The sequence below is a fragment of the Paracoccus indicus genome (assembly GCF_003056335.1).
Classification (GTDB): Bacteria; Pseudomonadota; Alphaproteobacteria; order Rhodobacterales; family Rhodobacteraceae; genus Paracoccus; species Paracoccus indicus.
Map to the genome: position 1 here is coordinate 58,461 of NZ_PYWA01000006.1, position 16,400 is coordinate 74,860.

Below are 16,400 nucleotides of genomic sequence, written 5' to 3' on the forward strand. Positions count from 1 at the left end.
AACACGCTGCAAATACCGGATGGAAAGCCGGTCGGCACTGGTCGCGCTTTGTTCAGAGGACTTCGCCAGCCAAGCCGCAATTCTCGACCGCGACAAGGCACGCGCTAACATGCTGCACAGCATGCAAAAAACCACCTTGCCCCCAGAACGATCCCCAAAAATTGTGGATATCTTGGGATATGTCGTCGTGACGGGACCTACAACTTCGTTGTCAATCGTCAAGGAATGCCAGATCGGGCGCGCCTGCTTTTCGCCCTGACGATCAATGGGGCTGCAAAAGCCCCTTGTCGACGGCGTCGAGGAAGTTGGCGATTTCGAGGGTCCGACGCTCGAAGGCGGCAATTTCGGCGTTCAGGCCCAACTGCCATGCAAGGTCGCTGCGCGTGGGCGATGCGTCGAGGTCGCGCAGACGGGCCGTCATATCCCTAAGGTCGCGTTGATCGCGGGCGAGTCCCTGATCGATGATGTCATCCGCCTGATGCATCGTCGAGGCGGCAATCTCGCCAAGCGACAGCTCGGGATGATACTGCACGCCCCAGAAGACGCCTTGCCCATGGCGGATCTCGGCGGCCTCGATCGGCGTATCGGGGTTGGCGGCCAAGGCGGTCCCGCCGGGGGGCAGGCGGGTCACGACGCTGGAATGCATCGCGGGCGCGGTCCACGTCGCTGGCCTGCCATCCAGCACCGGATGGCGCAGGCCCGCGTCCGTGCGGGTGATGTCGCGGGCAAAGGCGACCTCGGCGCCGGGGCGGCGCGGGCCGGTCGCGCCCCCTGCCGCCACCGCCGCGATCTGCAACCCCGCGCATGATCCGAAGGACGGCACGCCCGTCTGGAAGACCTGCGCCATGAAATGGGCGGCTGCGCGGGTTTCGGGGCTGTCCTCGTGCATCTGGATCGGAGAACCGGCGAAAATGATCCCCTTGTGTCGTGCCGGATCGGGGATTGCGCCCTCTTCAAGGCAGGACATCGTCTCTAGGCTGATCCCGGGGCGCAGACGCCGCAGCGCCGTGGCATAGCTTTCATGCGAGGCCTGTCCGGCATAGCTGCGACGCTCGGCCCGTTGGTCCGGTGTCTCGCTGCAGACGACGAGGATGATGGATGACAATGGGGGGCCTTTCACGACGGGAACGTCCCGGCACAACCGCCATAGGGGGCGATGCGTTCAACGGTGCGGCGATCGGCCACGTACGCGGCGTGTCCCAACGGGACCGCGGTGCCCGGGGATGCGCCCTTGGGCTGCCCGGCGACGGGCCGAACCGTTTGCTGGGCAGGGTGGCCCGCATTCATTCCAGCAGGTTCCGGATCACGGCGCGCGGTTTGCCATCCTCCTTCCACAGGTAGGCCAGCGTGATGGGCAGGCGGAAACGGCGTGGCCCGGCGGCGCCGGGGTTCAACCACAGCGTCGCATCCGTGTCTTCGATCCCGGGTTTGTGGGAATGGCCCGAGATGACGACGTCCCACCCCTCGGCCTTCGGATCGGCCTGAAGGGTCTTGCGGTCGTGGATCATGTGGATCTGCAACCCCCCGATCATCAGCGAGACCGCTTCCGGCAGGGCATCGGCCCAGGAACCGCGGTCGATATTGCCGCGGATCGCTGTCACCGGGGCGATCCGCCCCAGAACCTCAAGGTGGTCGGGGTCGCCGATATCGCCCGCGTGCAGAATGCGGTCGACCCCCTCAAGCGCCGCCAGCGCCTCGGGGCGCAGCAGGCCGTGGGTGTCGGAGATGACGCCGATGCATCCCTTGGGCGGCGTCTGGTCGAGGGTCGTCAAAACAGGCTCCTGTCACTGGTCCGGGGGTCAACGGCGTGGCCCGTATGGCGGTTCAGTCCCACCGTGAAGCCCCCCGAAAGGGACGCCGGGCCGATGCTCAGACCGCCTTGGATTGGTTCACGCGCTTCGACAGCGCCGCGTGGCCTTCCACGCGTTCAGAATAGCGGTCGGTCAGGGTATCCTTGATGTCGCGGGTCAGCAGGGTGAAGCGGACCAGCTCCTCCATGACGTCGACGATCCGGTCGTAATAGGGCGACGGCGTCATGCGCCCGTCCTAATCGAATTCATCCCAGGCCTTCGCCACCGAGGATTGGTTCGGGATGGTCAGCAGCCGCATCCAGCGGCCCAGGATGCGCAACTGATTGACGGTATTGAAGCTTTGGCTAACGCCGCAGACCTGCATCACCGCCAGCGTCTTGCCTTGCGTCGGGCGAACCCCGCCAAGGGACAGCGGGATCCAGTCGATCTGCGCCTTCATCACGCCGGTCATCGCACCGTGGCGTTCGGGCGAACACCAGACCATCCCCTCGGACCAGGTGACAAGGTCGCGCAGCTCGGCGACCTTGGGGTGATCTTCCGACGCGGCGTCGGGCAGCGGCAGGCTGGTCGGATCGAAGATGCGTGGTTCGGCCCCGAATGCCGTCAGCAGGCGCGCGGCCTCTTCGGTCGCGAAACGCGAGAAGCTGCGTTCGCGCAATGATCCATACAGCAGCAGGATGCGCGGCGGATGCGTGCTGCGCTTGGGCGGAAACAGGCTGTCGGCGTCGATGGACGGGGCGCAGGCGGGGTTCAGGTTCGGCAAATCAGTCAAGGATCTCTCCGGTTTCGTTCAGGATCATCTGTCCGTCCTCCTTGCAAAGCGGACCGTCCGGCAGGCGGTCCAGCAGCGGCAGCACGGTTTCGGACGGGCGGCAGAGGCGCACGCCCTTGGGCGAGGCGACGATGGGGCGGTTGACCAGCACGGGATGGGCCAGCATCGCGTCCAGGATCTGTTCGTCCGTGACCTCGGGTGCCAGCAGGCCCAGATCCGCCGCGGGCGACTTCGACGTGCGCAGGGCTTCGCGCGGGGTCAGATCGGCCGCCGCCAGCAGGGCCAGCAGCTGCGGTCGGGTCCAGCCTTGCGCCAGATAGTCGATGACGACGGGATCGGCCCCTGATGCCCGGATGAACCGAAGCACGTTGCGGGATGTGCCGCAGTCGGGGTTGTGATGGATGACGATCACGGATTGCCCCCCGGGAAATGGGCGCGGGTGCGGTTGGCAAAGGCGACCAGCGACAGCATCACCGGCACCTCGACAAGCACCCCGACCACGGTGGCCAAAGCTGCGCCCGAATTTAGCCCGAAGAGGCTGATGGCCACCGCGACGGCCAGCTCGAAGAAGTTCGACGTGCCGATCATCGCGCAGGGCGCCGCGATCCGGTGCGGCACGCGCATCAGCCATGCAGCGCCATAGCCTATGACAAAGATCAGATAGCTTTGGATCAGGATCGGCACGGCGATCAGCGCGATGATCGCGGGGCGGTCCAGGATCGTCTGTCCCTGCAACCCGAAGAGGATGGCGACCGTCGCGACAAGGCCGATCATCGACCAGGGCTTCACCCGGCCCGAGAACGCCTCGATCCGTGCGGTGCTGCCAAGGGCGCGCCGCGTCAGCAGCCCCGCCGTCAGCGGCAGCACGACATAAAGCACCGTCGCCAGAACCAGCGTCTGCCAAGGTACCACGATCTCGGTCACGCCCAGCAGCAGGGCGACGATGGGGGCGAAGGCGACGACCATGATGATGTCGTTTACCGAGACCTGCACCAGCGTATAGGTCGCATCCCCGCGCGTCAGCTGCGACCAGACGAAGACCATGGCGGTGCAGGGCGCGGCCCCCAGCAGGATCAGCCCGGCGATATATTGCTGCGCATCCTCGGGGGCGATCCAGGGGGCGAAGACATGATCGAAGAACAGCACCGCCAGCAGCGCCATGGTGAAGGGCTTGATCAGCCAGTTGACGGCAAGGGTGATCAGCAGGCCCTTGGGCTGTCGGAACGCCCCGCCGACCGAGGCGAAGTCGACGCCGACCATCATGGGATAGACCATCGCCCAGATCAGCACCGCGACGACAAGGTTGATCGAGGCGACCTCGGCCGCGGCGATCGCCTGCACCAGCCCGGGTGCCAAAACGCCCACGACCAGGCCCGCCACCATGGCCAGCCCCACCCACAGCGTCAGCCAGCGCTCGAATGTTCCCAAGGGCGTGGGCCGGTTCGATGTCATGTCGTTCATCACGGGTCGTCTTTCGTTTGTTCAGGGAAAAGGCGGGCGGCGGTTTGGGTCCAGGTTTCCGGGGACGGCCCGCGCAAGCAAGGCGTTCGATCAATCGGTCATCGGGTTCATATGTCCCCAAGCATTTTCAGGCGAAGGTCCTGCGGTGCCGCGCCTGACTGCACCGAAGCCCAGTCATTTCTATATTTCATGTTTATTAGAATAAATGGGACAGTGCAAGCGCGTCCTTGGCATCGGACATGGGCAGGCACAGCGTATCATCGCAGGACCGATGCGCGCTGGCCCGGCGCCCATTCCGCATCTGCCTTAATTACAGGCAGCGACGTCGAAACTTTGATCACAAGACTGCATCTGCACGAATTATATACTCGTCCCCGGAACGGCACGGTAGAAAACTCGATCATGATATATGAAGCGCAACCGCGCCGTCTGCCGGTCACGGAGGGGCGGTCGCTCTCTTGAACACGCAAGGAAGACACCGAATGTCAGAAGAGAACAAACTTGGTCCACCGATGACCGAACTGGACATCAGGACATCGACGAATGGCTTCTACAACGGATTTTCGACCTCGGTGGCCGTTCCGGCCAAGATCGTCATCTCGATCCTCGTTGTCTGGGCCATCTTCTGGCCCGTGCAATCCGGCGAGGTTCTGAACAACCTGAACGCCGTCATCCTGGACGCCTTCGCGGCCTGGTACATCTGGGTCGTGGCCTTCTTCCTGACCACATGCATCGCCCTGGCCCTCTGGCCGGCGGCTGGACGTCTGAACCTTGGGATCGAAGACGACAAGCCCGAGTTCAACAATTTCTCGTGGTTCTCGATGATGTTCGGGGCGGGGATCGGGGTCGGCATGCTGACCTGGGCCGTGGCCGAGCCGGTATCGCACTTCGGTTCCAACCCGCAGACGATCATGGGCCTGGCGACCGCGCAATCCGAGGACAACGTCCGCAACGCCTATCAGTGGTCGTTCCTGCACTGGGGCTTCAGTGCCTGGGCCTGCTATGCGATCTGCGGATTGTCGCTGGCCTTCTTCAGCTATCGCCGCGGCCTTCCGCTGACCATCCGGTCCGGCCTGACGCCGCTGTTCGGCACCGCCCTGGCAGGCCCCCTGGGGCATGTCATCGACGTCGTCGCGGTCGTCGCCACGATCCTTGGCGTCGCGCAGACCCTGGGCTTCGGCGTCGATCAGTTCGTCGCGGGCCTGACCCGCATCGGCATCGGCGGCATGGTGAACGACGAGGGTGGCGCATCAACTGTCGGCGTCATCGTCTCGCTGTTGGTCATCATGGGCCTTTCGACCCTGTCGGCCCTGTCCGGCGTCGGCAAGGGCATCAAGTGGCTGTCGAACCTGAACATGGTGCTGTCGATCATCCTGCTGGGCTTCTTCATCATCTTCGGTGCGACCTGGTTCGGCTTCAGCGCGATGTTCCTGGGCCTGTGGGATTACGTCATCGCCCTGCCCTGGATGAGCGTCAACGTCTTCCAGAGCGACGGCGTCGAGGGATCCGAGGCATTCCTGCTGGCGCAATGGCAGGGCTGGTGGCCGGTGTTCTACTGGGCCTGGTGGATCGCCTTCGCGCCCTTCGTCGGCCTGTTCCTTGCCCGCATCTCGCGCGGGCGGACCATCCGGGAATTCGTTCTGGGCGCGCTGATCGTGCCCGCGCTGATGTGCTTCGTCTGGTTTGCCTGGGCTGGCGGCACCGCCATCTACCTGGAACTCTACGAGGGTGCGAACGGTGTCATCCTGGACGCGGCGAATGGCGACAAGATCTTCGCCATGACCGAGTTCATGCTGTCCCCGGTCTCCGAGGCGCTTGCCTATGGCTTCGTTCTGCTGATCGTCGTGCTGCTGCTGACCTTCCTTGTCACCTCGGCGGACTCGGCGGTCCTGATCGTCAACACGATCAACGCGGCCGGCGACGAAGGCCCCAAGGCGCGTCCGCACATCCTGTTCTGGGGCATTGCCCTGGCGATGGTCGTGGCGGGTCTGCTGATCTCGGGCGGGACATCGGCGATCCAGACGGCGATGGTGATCGGCGCGCTGCCGTTCTCGGTCGTGATGGCGCTGATGACAGTGGCGCTGCTCAAGGCGATCTACAACGACACCCGCCGCGTGAAGGCAGGCGTGCCGACCACCTTCGACAACATCGAAGGCGCGACGGGCAACAGCAATCTGACCGACCAGTTTGCCGAATAGGCCGACGGGCAGACCAAAGGGGGCCGCCGTTTCGTTCGGCGGCCCTTTTTATAGGGGGGCCTGCCGGATCAAAGGGCGATCCCGGCCGGTTTGGACAGCGCCATCCATGCGTCGTATTGCGACAGGAAGACGCTTCCGTTCAGCTGATCCAGGAAATGCGTCTTGCGCAGGCGGTCCATGACCGGTCCCTTCACCTCGGACAGGTGCAGCCCGACACCCAGATCGCCAAGCCGATGGTTGATGGCCTCGAGGCTTTCGAGGGCCGAGTAGTCGATCTCGTTCACGGCCGAACACATCAGGATCACATGGCGCAGGGACCTGCCGTCGATCACCCGGTCCTGGATCAGATCCTCGAGGAACCTGGCGTTCACGAAATACAGGCTCTCGTCCACGCGCAGGGTCAGGATCTGGGCATCCGTGGCGACATCATGCCTGCTGATATTGCGGAAATGGTTGGTGCCGGGAATAAGCCCGACCTCGGCGACATGGGGCCTCGAGGTCTTGTAGAGGTGCAGCGCGATGGACAGGACCACCCCCGACGCGACGCCGATCTCGACCCCCAGGGTCAGTGTCACGAGGATGGTGGCGGCCACGGCGGTGAAATCGGTGCGCGAATAGGCCCAGGTCTTTCGCAGGATCGAGAAGTCCACGAGGCTGAGGACGGCGACCACGATCGTCGCGGCCAGCGTGGCATTGGGCAGGTAATAGACCAGCGGCGTCAGCGACAGCGCGGCGATGGCAAGGCCGATGGCGGTGAAGGCGCCCGCGGCCGGTGTCTCGGCGCCCGCGTCGAAGTTCACGACCGACCGCGCAAAGCCGCCGGTGACCGGATAGCCCCCGGTGAAGGCCGCGCCGATATTGGCGGCGCCAAGGCCGATCAGTTCCTGGTTCGGGTCGATGCGCTGGCGTTTCTTGGCCGCCAGCGTCTGCGCCACGGATATGGATTCCACGAAGCCGATGACCGAGATCAGGATCGCCGGGACCAGCAGCTGGCCGATCAGGTCGGGCGAAAGGCTGGGCAGGGTCAGCGGCGGCAGGGCCTGCGGCACCTGGCCCACGATCGAGACGCCGTGACCCGCCAGATCGAAACCCCATACGGCCAGCGTCGTCACCACGACCGCGGCCACCGGCCCCGCCTTGGCGATGATGTCTGCCAGAAGCGGCCCCGCGCCCATCCTGCGAAGCAGGGGCTTCAGCCCCTTGCGGACCCAGAACAGAAAGACCGTCGCCGTGACCCCGATGATCACGGTGATCGGGTTCGTCTGGCCCAGATGCGTCAGGATGGACCCCGCCATCTGGATCAGCGTATGGCCCCCGGCCTCGATGCCCAGGATGTGCTTCAGCTGGCTGGTGGCGATCAGGATGCCCGAGGCGGTGATGAACCCCGCGATCACCGGATGGCTGAGGAAGTTCGCCAGAAACCCCAAGCGAAAGATCCCCAGCAGCAACAGGATGCCGCCCGAAAGACCCGCCAGCGTCAGGGCGGCGACCGCATAACCCGCCGTTCCCTGCTGCGCCACCTGGCCCACCGCCGATGCCGTCAGCAGCGAGACGACCGCAACCGGCCCCACGGCCAGCGCCCGCGACGTGCCGAAGACCGCATAGAGCAGGATCGGCGCGATCGAGGCATAGATCCCCGCCTCGGGCGGCAATCCGGCAAGCAGCGCATAGGCCAGCGACTGCGGGATCAGCATGATTGTCACGATCACCGCCGCGACCAGGTCGTTCGTCAGCGCGGAACAGTCATAGGTCCGACCCCATGTGAGGATCGGCAGATAGCGGGTAAATCCTGGCTTCATCGCATTCTCTCTGGATTGTGGAAGAGGGGCGCAATTCCCGCGCCCCCTTCGCCCATGCATGGACCCAAGGGTCCGGACCGCCCCCGGGTCATTCGGCGGCGGTTCCCAGCCTTTCGGGCCTGGCCATCCATTCGTGTCCCCGCAGCATCGCCCGCCAATAGATCGGCGGCAGCAGCCTTTCCTTCAGGAACCACGCCGCGCGGCTTGGCCTTGTGCCGTCGATCAGGAAGGACGGAAAGCTTGGCTTGACCACCCCGCCATAGCCGAATTCGGCCAAGACGATCTTGCCGCGCTCGACCGTCAGCGGGCAAGAACCATAGCCGTCGTATTGGGCGACTGCCGATTTTCCCGCGATGTCGGCCACGATGTTCTCGGCCACCGTCGGTGCCTGCTTGCGCGCTGCGGCGGCGGTCTTGGCATTGGGCGCGTTCATCACGTCGCCAAGCGCCCAGATGTTGTCGAAGCTCTTGTGGCGCAGCGTCGCCTGGTCAACGTTGACCCAGCCTGCCGGATCGGCCAGCGGCGAGACGCGAATGAAGTCGGGCGCGCTTTGCGGCGGGCAGACATGCATCATGTCGAACGACATCTCCACGCGGCGCGGGTCTTTGTCGGGTTCGTTCACTTCGAAGGTGGCCTTCTTCGCCGGACCGTCGACCGCCACCAAGTTGTGGAAGAAATTCAGCGTCGCGTCGTATTTCCTGACATAGTCCATCAGCGCCGGGACATAGTCCTTGACCCCGAACAGCACCCCGCCCGCATTGCAGAAGCGGATGTCGATGTCCTTCAGGTGGCCGGATCGGTGCCAGTGATCGGCCGAAAGATACATGGCCTTCTGCGGTGCGCCTGCACATTTGATCGGCATGGGTGGCTGGGTGAAGATCGCGGTCCCGCCCCGCATCCGCTGGACCAGCTGCCAGGTATATGGCGCCAGGTCATAGCGGTAGTTCGACGTCACCCCGTTGCGGCCAAGCGTTTCCACAAGGCCCTCGACCTTGGCCCAATCCAGCTTCAGTCCCGGACAGACGACAAGCCGGTCGTATTTCACGACCCGGCAGCCATCGAGGATGACGGCATCCTTGCCGGGTTCGAATGCGGCGACGGCGGCCTTGATCCACTTGACCCCTTTCGGGATCAGGCTGCCCATCGTCCGCGCGGTTTCATGCGCCTCGAAGATGCCGCCGCCGACCATCGTCCAGCCCGGCTGGTAATAGTGGACCTCGGCGGGGTCGATGATCGCGATCCGAAGGTCCGGCCTGCGCGACCAAAGGCTTGCCGCGACCGCGATGCCCGCTGCACCCCCGCCGACGATGACGACCTGGAAATGCACGTCGCCCGTGTCGGTCGGGGTCTTGCCGCCGTTGGCGATGCGTCGCGCGACGCCGCTCATGTCATGGCCCGCCGCCTTGGTCATGGACAGGATCTGGGCAAGGGGGCGGTCCTTCGCCTCGTGCAGCGACCAGAGCGTGGCCGAACGTGTCCCCGTCCGGCAATAGGCCAGCACCGGACCCTGCATCTGTTCCAGGGCCATGCCGAAGTCTGCGACGTCCCGATCGGTCACCATGCCCGAGGTCACCGGAAGATAGCGCGCCTCGAGTCCGGCGGCCTTGGCGGCGGCCTCGATCTCCTCGAAGCTTTGCTGGTCCGCGCCTTCCCCGTCGGGGCGATTGCAGATGATGGCACGATAGCCCGCCGCCTTGATCGCCGGCATGTCCGCCGCCGCGATCTGCGGCGATACCGCGACCCATTGCGAGATCTTCCTCGGTTCCATGTTGCATTCCTCCCGTGTGGTATCGATCAGAGCCCGTTCAGCGGCACCTTCAGCATCGGCCTGCCGTCCTTGTCGGTCGGAACCTCGCCCGCGCGCATGTTGACCTGCAGCGACGGGATGATCAGCCGGGGCATGGCAAGGGTCGCATCGCGTTCGGTGCGGAACCTGACGAAATCCTCCTTCGTGCTGCCTTGGCCGACATGGATGTTATGGGCCTTTTCATCCGCCACGGTGGTTTCCCACTGGATGTCGCGTCCGTTCGGCCCGTAATCATGGCACATGAACAGCCGCATATCGCCGGGCAGGGACAGCACCTTCTGGATCGAGTCGTAGAGCGTCGCCGCATCGCCGCCCGGAAAATCGGCGCGGGCCGAGCCGCCGTCGGGCATGAACAGCGTGTCGCCGACGAAGGCCGCATCGCCCATGACATGCACCATGCAGGCGGGGGTATGACCGGGCGTATAAATGGCGAAGGCGGGCATGGTCCCGATCATGTAGGTATCGCCATCCTCGAACAGGCGGTCGAACTGGCTGCCGTCGCGCTGAAACTCGGTGCCCTCGTTGAAGACCTTGCCGAAGGTTTCCTGCACGACCATGATCTTGGCGCCGATGCCGATCTTGCCGCCCAGCTTCTGCTGGATATAGGGGGCGGCGGACAGGTGATCGGCGTGGACGTGGGTCTCGATGATCCATTCCAGTGTCAGGCCTTGGGATTGCACCTGCCGGATCAGCTCGTCCGCGTGGTCATAGGTGATCCGCCCGGCGGCATAGTCGATGTCCATCACGCTGTCGACGATGGCGCAGGACTGCGATGCCGGATCCTTCACGATATAGCTGATGGTGTTCGTGGCCTGGTCGAAGAAGGCCTGAACCTGGGGCTTGATGGTCATGTCGACGGGATAGGTCATGTCGTTCCTTCCTTGGATGAAAGGCATCTGTGGATCATCGGATGCTGCAACGGCTGTGAAGACGGCCCGCGTCTCAGCAGGCGCGGCATGTCCTGATGCCAAGCGCACCATAAAGCGGGCATATCCTGAACGCCGATGTCGCCAGCATCACGATGCCGATCAGGATCGCGCCGTATCTGAACAGGGGGCCGTCGAAGACAGGCAGGCCGCTTGCAAGGGCCAAATAAAGCAGGACCACCCCAACCACGGCGCGCAGCATCCGATCGATGGTTCCGACGTTGGTTTTCATGGCGTCCTCCGAGGCTGAAAGTTCACCATGGTTTATAACTTATAGGGCGGGGCTTCAGTGATAATGTCACCGAACGTCGATTTTCCACGCGGGTCCGCTAGGTGCTTGCGGCAAGGGACTGCAATGCGGGCTTGTCGAGGATCTCGATCCTTCCGCGCGACTGCATGATGAAGCCGCGCTTGTGGAAATCATGCAGCACGCGGGACACGACCTCGCGTGCGGTGCCCAGTTCGCTGGCGATCTGCGCATGGGTCGCGGCGATTTCCCGATCGCCGCCCGCAAGCGCAAGCAGCCGTTCGGCCAGCCTGACGTCGATCCGCCCGAAGGCGACGTCGTCGACGACGCGCAGAAGATCGATCAGCCGCCGCGAATAGGCCGCAAAGACGAAGTTGCGGAAGGTCGCTTCCCCGGCGACCAGGGCGTCGAAGGCCGGTCTGGACAGGACGACCAAGCTGATGTCGGTCTCGGCCAGGCCCTCGGCGTTATAAGCCTCTTCTGCCAGCATGCAGGCGGTCGTCAGCACGCAGCTTTCACCGGCATCGACACGATACAGGACGATGTCGCGACCGTTCCCCGATGTCTGCGACACGCGGATCGTTCCTTCCAGCAGAAACAGCAGGCTGTCGGGGATGTTCTGCGGACCGAAGACCTGCCGACCCTTGGGGTATCTGCGGATCTGCGCCACCTTCAGCAGCCGGTCGCGCACGGCACGCGGCAGGCTTCGGGTCCCTTGGAACTGCTCGGTCCAATCGCCGGTCTTCATCGCGTCCTCCGCATCGGGGACAGGATGCCGTCCTGCAGCGGCGCGATGCGGGACAGCAACTCATCCCTGTTCGAGGCGATATCGGCCAGCGTCAGACCATCCAGAACCGCCATGAAGGCGGCTGTCGCCTCGCGCAGCGCCCGCGACAGCTTGCAGATGCCGATCAGCGGGCAGGTGTTGCGGTCGGGGTTGAAGCATTCGACCAGTTCCAGCCGCCCTTCGGTCAGACGGATGACATCGCCTATGACGATATCCGCGGCAGGACGTGCCAGCGTGAAACCGCCACCCCTGCCGCGCCGGGTTTCCACGATCCCTGCCTGCCCCAGTTCGTGCACGATCTTCACGATGTGCGGCCGGGCCAAGCCGTGCACGCGGACAACGTCATCCACGCACACCAGGTCGGGCGACCGCAGCGCGGCAAGCTGCAGCGACCTGAGCGCATAGTTCGAATATGCCGTAAGCTTCATCCGCGACGCCCCGCAAAAGTTTCATCTCCAGTATGAGTTTGTTCCGAAAGGCTGGCAATGGTTCCGTATCGACGGGGCCACGGGCGAAGATGGCTGCCGGTGAGAAGACTGATATTGTTCCGCTCGATGATCGGTTCTTTTTCCGCCATCCGATCAGCCTTGGCCGTTACCTTGATGCGGAATCCTTCATGAGGGGCGTCCAGCCCATCGTGCGAAGCTGTGAATGCTCGCGGCGGATCACCCAAGGCGATCACGGCGTTCGTGGAAACTTAGGCAACGCGCATGGATTGAACAGGGTGAACCATCAGCCAGCCCATCTTGCGGGTGCTGGTCTGGAACAGGTTCGAAAGGAAGCACGATGCCACGCCATTCGATAAGGACCGCCCTGACGCTGATCGCTGCCCTCGCCTGCCTGCAGGCCGGACCGGCGGCGTCGCAGGATGCGGATCGGCTGACCGAACTGCGCAAGGCGGCCTTGGCGCGGACCAATGCGTCGCGGCAGGATGCCGGGCTGGGGTCGCTGTCGCGCAGCACGGTTCTGGATGACGCCGCGCAGGGCCATGCGGAAGACATGCTGAGGCGGGATTATTTCGATCACGTCTCGCCCGATGGGACAGAGCCCTTCGATCGTTTCCTTGATGCCGGCGGAAGCCGCTAGTCCGTCAGCGGCGAGAATATCGCCACCTGCACAGGGTGCGCGGTTCCTCCCGATACCGCCCGCGTGGATGCCTTTCACGAAGGTTGGATGGACAGTCCGGGTCATCGGAAGAACATCCTGACGGAGGGCTTCGACAGTTTCGGCTTCGGCGTGGCAAGCAGGAACGACACCGTCTATGCCGTCCAGACTTTCTCGGGTCCCGGGGATGACGGTGCCGCGGGTGATGCGCTGGCCGGAACGGAATTTCCGGGAACGGCACTGCGATTGGTGAATGATCGCCGCGCCAAGGCCGGACTGGAGCCGCTTGCCCGCGACGCAGGTCTGGAACAGGCGGCGCAAGGCATTCTACAGCAAGGCACCGAGACGCTGCCCGACGATATCTTCCGCTTTCTGCCAGAAGGTTCGACGGGGTGGACAAGCCTTCAGGCGCAGATGGCCGCAGCAGGTGGATCGGGCACGACGGTGACCGGGGAAGACCTGTCCACTGTCATCGCGGATTGGTCGGATGCTGCGGATGCGGAAAGCATCCTCGGCGGCGGCGCCGCGACCCACCTGGGGTTTGCCGCCGAGGCAGGCGACAACGGCCGCCTGTCGGTCGTCGCCCTGTTCGGCGCGAAATGACCGGCTGACCGACGGTACTCATCACCGACAGGCCAGCCGGGTTCCGGCATCCAGCTGCCGCAGAAACATACGGTGTGCAAAACCGGCGCCTGACGCACCATGCCATGAATGCGGATGCCGCGATCAGTACGTCGGGGCAAAAGCTCGCCATGTGTTGGCTGCAGGACGACCGTCAGATCGCCGATGGAACTGGCGAACCCCGAACCGCTTAATCAGCCCTGCCGTCGCGTGTGCCAGGCATGAAGTTGCCACAAGCTCATCGAAAAAACACCAAACCCGAGCGTTTCGGATCGAAAGCAACCCCCGCGGCCGCGAACCCCGCGGACGAAAGCATGGCGAATGGGCGGATGTCTTGGTTTTGATATTATCGGTCACCCGCTCATCAGTGCACTTATCACGCGATCTATAAGCCCTGCAAAATGAAAACCATTATTGTGAACGTAATTGGACCTCGATGACACGCGCGGCCGGCCGCATGACTGTTTCAGCTGACGAACATATTAGCAATTCCGGCAGTCTTGCGCCGATTTGGTTGATCTATGTTTGCCCTGGGAACATGGCGGCCAAGATGAAAGTTAATGGGCCATGGCAGCAAGATAATGCCAGGTGCTATTATCAAAATCAGGAAATGAACCATGTTCCATCATTCGAGCAAGCTTCAGTATCAGGTGCGCGTGGATCGCCCGGACCCTCAGTTCGCCAAGTTCCTGCAGCAGGCCATCGGCGGAGTCGAAGGTGAAATCCGTGTTGCAATGCAGTATTTCTTCCAGGCCATGGGCGCCCGTGGTGACAGCAAGTACCGCGACATGCTGATGATGACCGCAACCGAGGAATTGTCGCACATCGAATTTCTTGGTCATGCCGTGGCCCTGAACCTGGAAGGGGCACCGCTGACGGTTCAGGAAGAGGCCGCCAAGGACCCTGTCGTCAATGCGATCATGGGGGGTGCGAACCCGCGCCACATCCTGTCCTCGGGCCTGTCGGCGATGCCCGTCAACGCCAATGGCGTTCCCTTCGACATGAGCCACGTCTACGCCACCGGCAACTTGGCCGCCGACATGATGGCCAATGCCACGGCGGAAAGTGGCGGTCGCGTTCTGGCATCGCGTCTGTACAACATGACCGATGATGCCGGGATGAAGGACATGCTGTCCTTCCTGATCGCGCGGGACACGATGCACCAGCAGCAATGGCTGGCGGTGATCGAGGAATTGGGCGGTTGGGAAAAGGCCCTGCCGGTTCCGAACTCGACCCCGCAGGAGCATGAAGCAACCGAGCATTCCTATTACTTCCTGAACACCTCGCTGGACGAGCCGACCCCCGAAGGGCGCTGGACCTCGGGTCCGTCGCTGGACGGTGGCAGTGAATTCTCGGTCCGCGAAAAGCCCGAGCCCTTGGGACAGAAGCCCGATCTTGGCAAGGCGCGTCCGAACAGCGGCACGCAGGTCGAACAACAGTAATCCCATCAGCAGGAGGGAAGAATGCCGCGTGATAAGAGTGATTTCTCGCATAAGGATAGCGCCACCGACAGATCCGCGGGCGAAGGCGGTCTTCCCTCCGATGACGGCTACCTTCGGACGCAGGGTAAAGAACAGGGGCAATTGATCGGCAGCGCACTGGCGTTTCCGGTCATCGCGATCCTGGTGATCGCGGGCGCTATCCTCTGGTTCGCCCTAAGCTGATTTCACAGTTGCACGATATAAAAAGGACCATGACATGGCTACCACAGTTGGAACTGAAAGCGACTTCAAGGATCTGGTGACCAACTTGATCTATCTGGAACATGATGCAATTGCAGCCTATGACAGCACGATCGAGAAACTGTCCGATCCCTCGCTGTCGCAGCAGGTCATCCAGTTCCGCGACGACCATCAACAGCATCTGCGCGTCCTCAGGGACATCGCGGCCCAATCCGGGGCGACTTCGCCGAACGAGGGCGACATGAAGCAGATGCTGACGACGGGCAAGATCGCCTTGGCAAACCTGATGGGTGATGGCGCCATTCTGAAGGCGATGAAGACCAATGAGGATGACACCGTGACCGCCTACGAGAGGGCGCGCGACCATCAGGATGCCATCCCGGCATCACGTGAATTCTTTGCCAAGGCTCTTGCCGATGAACAGCGCCACCGCGAATGGATGCAGGGTACATCGGGACAGCTGTGAAGACACGGGGCATCCATGCTTGATGGATGCCCCCTCCTTATCTGACACGTGATGGTTGGATGAACTATGACCGGTATTCGTTCATAATTATCAAATGTGAGCGAAGAATAAACAGCTTCTTATCTCATCTTGCACAGTCGGTGCCGAAGAACATTCATTGGTTCTGATGAATAAGGTTGTATTCTAAAGAAGGTGCGGTTTGGTTGATTTCGCGGGGCTGTTTACTTTACATCAGCTCATTCGAAATTTCGAATGAGCTGCTATATTTGATTGTGGAAACTTTCGATTTCATATTTGTGCTCGGCGGATCAAGCATATAATGGCGTTGCGTAAGAATTTACGGGTATGCCTCGGCAAGACCTAATCGCTTTATGACAGCGCGAAGGGTAAGAGTATAAATCGCCACCTTGCTTGTATGGTCAAGACGATAAAAAGTAACCTCAGGCAGATCCATCATTGAGGACAGTGATTATCGTGAAAACGGCCTGTCGCTGATGCCCCCCTTCGATGACCAGCACGACGGTGCTATCGGTGCCATTTCTGGCGCGGCAGTCATGTTTCGGGCTGATGGTTCTCGCGCGGTGGAAACATTCGCCGGTATCGGTTCTCTTAGGCCCGGCTACCAATTGCCATCGTCTTGTTCGTTCAAGCAAGCCCTGATCCGCTGACAAGCATAGCGCGTATCAAGTCCAAGAGCACGGTCCATGCTCGATTCGTCT

Annotated in this window: 16 protein-coding genes and 2 pseudogenes; 6 read left to right on the forward strand and 12 right to left on the reverse strand. The window is 62.8% G+C overall.

What is annotated here, in order from left to right; genetic code table 11:
- Positions 1-262 precede the first annotated feature (262 nt).
- The 5 genes and pseudogenes from DDE75_RS11075 to arsB form a co-directional block, all read right to left on the reverse strand.
- Positions 263-1,105, reverse strand: coding sequence for a type 1 glutamine amidotransferase (locus DDE75_RS11075; RefSeq protein WP_108502456.1), 843 nt, complete (start codon positions 1,103-1,105; stop codon positions 263-265).
- 178 nt (positions 1,106-1,283) lie between these two features.
- Positions 1,284-1,772, reverse strand: a complete 489-nt coding sequence (locus tag DDE75_RS11080) for a metallophosphoesterase family protein (protein WP_170310946.1) — start codon at positions 1,770-1,772, stop codon at positions 1,284-1,286.
- Between the two features lie 97 nt (positions 1,773-1,869).
- Positions 1,870-2,583 (reverse strand): annotated as a pseudogene (arsH, locus tag DDE75_RS11085) (arsenical resistance protein ArsH).
- Positions 2,576-2,995, reverse strand: coding sequence for an arsenate reductase (glutaredoxin) (arsC, locus tag DDE75_RS11090; protein ID WP_108502457.1), 420 nt, complete (start codon positions 2,993-2,995; stop codon positions 2,576-2,578). The pseudogene arsH and the gene arsC overlap by 8 nt, the downstream one beginning before the upstream one ends.
- Positions 2,992-4,044: an ACR3 family arsenite efflux transporter gene (gene arsB / locus DDE75_RS11095; RefSeq protein WP_108502458.1), complete on the reverse strand. Its 1,053-nt coding sequence runs from the start codon at positions 4,042-4,044 to the stop codon at positions 2,992-2,994. Before arsB ends, arsC begins: the two co-directional genes overlap by 4 nt.
- 482 nt (positions 4,045-4,526) lie before the next feature.
- Here arsB and DDE75_RS11100 point away from each other — a divergent pair, with 482 nt between their 5' ends.
- Positions 4,527-6,242, forward strand: coding sequence for a BCCT family transporter (locus tag DDE75_RS11100; RefSeq protein ID WP_170310947.1), 1,716 nt, complete (start codon positions 4,527-4,529; stop codon positions 6,240-6,242).
- A gap of 68 nt (positions 6,243-6,310) precedes the next feature.
- On the opposite strand, the gene DDE75_RS11105 is transcribed toward DDE75_RS11100, so the two are convergent.
- The 7 genes from DDE75_RS11105 to DDE75_RS17285 all read right to left on the reverse strand — a co-directional run bounded on the left by DDE75_RS11105 (position 6,311) and on the right by DDE75_RS17285 (position 12,490).
- Positions 6,311-8,041: a SulP family inorganic anion transporter gene (locus tag DDE75_RS11105; protein ID WP_108502460.1), complete on the reverse strand. Its 1,731-nt coding sequence runs from the start codon at positions 8,039-8,041 to the stop codon at positions 6,311-6,313.
- Positions 8,042-8,129: 88 nt separating this feature from the next.
- Positions 8,130-9,809 (reverse strand): bifunctional protein tyrosine phosphatase family protein/NAD(P)/FAD-dependent oxidoreductase, encoded by a 1,680-nt coding sequence (locus DDE75_RS11110; protein ID WP_108502461.1) that lies wholly within the window; start codon positions 9,807-9,809, stop codon positions 8,130-8,132.
- A gap of 26 nt (positions 9,810-9,835) precedes the next feature.
- Positions 9,836-10,717, reverse strand: a complete 882-nt coding sequence (locus tag DDE75_RS11115) for an MBL fold metallo-hydrolase (RefSeq protein ID WP_108502689.1) — start codon at positions 10,715-10,717, stop codon at positions 9,836-9,838.
- Between the two features lie 73 nt (positions 10,718-10,790).
- Positions 10,791-11,006 carry a YgaP family membrane protein gene (locus tag DDE75_RS11120; RefSeq protein ID WP_108502462.1) on the reverse strand — a complete coding sequence of 72 codons (216 nt, stop codon included), beginning with the start codon at positions 11,004-11,006 and terminating at the stop codon, positions 10,791-10,793.
- A 97-nt stretch (positions 11,007-11,103) separates the two neighbouring features.
- Positions 11,104-11,769: a Crp/Fnr family transcriptional regulator gene (locus tag DDE75_RS11125; protein ID WP_108502463.1), complete on the reverse strand. Its 666-nt coding sequence runs from the start codon at positions 11,767-11,769 to the stop codon at positions 11,104-11,106.
- Positions 11,766-12,236 (reverse strand): RrF2 family transcriptional regulator, encoded by a 471-nt coding sequence (locus tag DDE75_RS11130; RefSeq protein ID WP_108502464.1) that lies wholly within the window; start codon positions 12,234-12,236, stop codon positions 11,766-11,768. The genes DDE75_RS11125 and DDE75_RS11130 overlap by 4 nt, the downstream gene beginning before the upstream one ends.
- Positions 12,233-12,490, reverse strand: a complete 258-nt coding sequence (locus tag DDE75_RS17285) for a hypothetical protein (RefSeq protein WP_162799000.1) — start codon at positions 12,488-12,490, stop codon at positions 12,233-12,235. Before DDE75_RS17285 ends, DDE75_RS11130 begins: the two co-directional genes overlap by 4 nt.
- 104 nt (positions 12,491-12,594) lie before the next feature.
- On the opposite strand from DDE75_RS17285, the pseudogene DDE75_RS11135 reads away from it, so the two are divergent.
- From DDE75_RS11135 to DDE75_RS11155, 5 genes and pseudogenes are all read left to right on the forward strand, one after another.
- Positions 12,595-13,074, forward strand: a pseudogene (locus DDE75_RS11135) (CAP domain-containing protein); the annotation flags it as partial.
- An 87-nt stretch (positions 13,075-13,161) separates the two neighbouring features.
- On the forward strand, positions 13,162-13,515 hold the full coding sequence (locus tag DDE75_RS11140; protein WP_245894732.1) for a CAP domain-containing protein: 354 nt from the start codon (positions 13,162-13,164) through the stop codon (positions 13,513-13,515).
- A gap of 635 nt (positions 13,516-14,150) precedes the next feature.
- Positions 14,151-14,975 (forward strand): manganese catalase family protein, encoded by an 825-nt coding sequence (locus tag DDE75_RS11145; protein WP_108502466.1) that lies wholly within the window; start codon positions 14,151-14,153, stop codon positions 14,973-14,975.
- Positions 14,976-14,996: 21 nt separating this feature from the next.
- Positions 14,997-15,197 (forward strand): hypothetical protein, encoded by a 201-nt coding sequence (locus tag DDE75_RS11150; RefSeq protein ID WP_108502467.1) that lies wholly within the window; start codon positions 14,997-14,999, stop codon positions 15,195-15,197.
- A 34-nt stretch (positions 15,198-15,231) separates the two neighbouring features.
- On the forward strand, positions 15,232-15,681 hold the full coding sequence (locus DDE75_RS11155) for a DUF892 family protein (protein ID WP_108502468.1): 450 nt from the start codon (positions 15,232-15,234) through the stop codon (positions 15,679-15,681).
- Positions 15,682-16,400: the final 719 nt, after the last annotated feature.

Bases quoted from the DNA above. Each gene is read 5' to 3' on its own strand.
- arsB (WP_108502458.1), bottom strand. From the start codon at position 4,044: ATGAACGACATGACATCGAACCGGCCCACGCCCTTGGGAACATTCGAG.
- DDE75_RS11100 (WP_170310947.1), top strand. From the start codon at position 4,527: ATGTCAGAAGAGAACAAACTTGGTCCACCGATGACCGAACTGGACATC.
- DDE75_RS11105 (WP_108502460.1), bottom strand. From the start codon at position 8,041: ATGAAGCCAGGATTTACCCGCTATCTGCCGATCCTCACATGGGGTCGG.
- DDE75_RS11110 (WP_108502461.1), bottom strand. From the start codon at position 9,809: ATGGAACCGAGGAAGATCTCGCAATGGGTCGCGGTATCGCCGCAGATC.
- DDE75_RS11115 (WP_108502689.1), bottom strand. From the start codon at position 10,717: ATGACCTATCCCGTCGACATGACCATCAAGCCCCAGGTTCAGGCCTTC.
- DDE75_RS11120 (WP_108502462.1), bottom strand. From the start codon at position 11,006: ATGAAAACCAACGTCGGAACCATCGATCGGATGCTGCGCGCCGTGGTT.
- DDE75_RS11125 (WP_108502463.1), bottom strand. From the start codon at position 11,769: ATGAAGACCGGCGATTGGACCGAGCAGTTCCAAGGGACCCGAAGCCTG.
- DDE75_RS11130 (WP_108502464.1), bottom strand. From the start codon at position 12,236: ATGAAGCTTACGGCATATTCGAACTATGCGCTCAGGTCGCTGCAGCTT.
- DDE75_RS11145 (WP_108502466.1), top strand. From the start codon at position 14,151: ATGTTCCATCATTCGAGCAAGCTTCAGTATCAGGTGCGCGTGGATCGC.
- DDE75_RS11150 (WP_108502467.1), top strand. From the start codon at position 14,997: ATGCCGCGTGATAAGAGTGATTTCTCGCATAAGGATAGCGCCACCGAC.
- DDE75_RS11155 (WP_108502468.1), top strand. From the start codon at position 15,232: ATGGCTACCACAGTTGGAACTGAAAGCGACTTCAAGGATCTGGTGACC.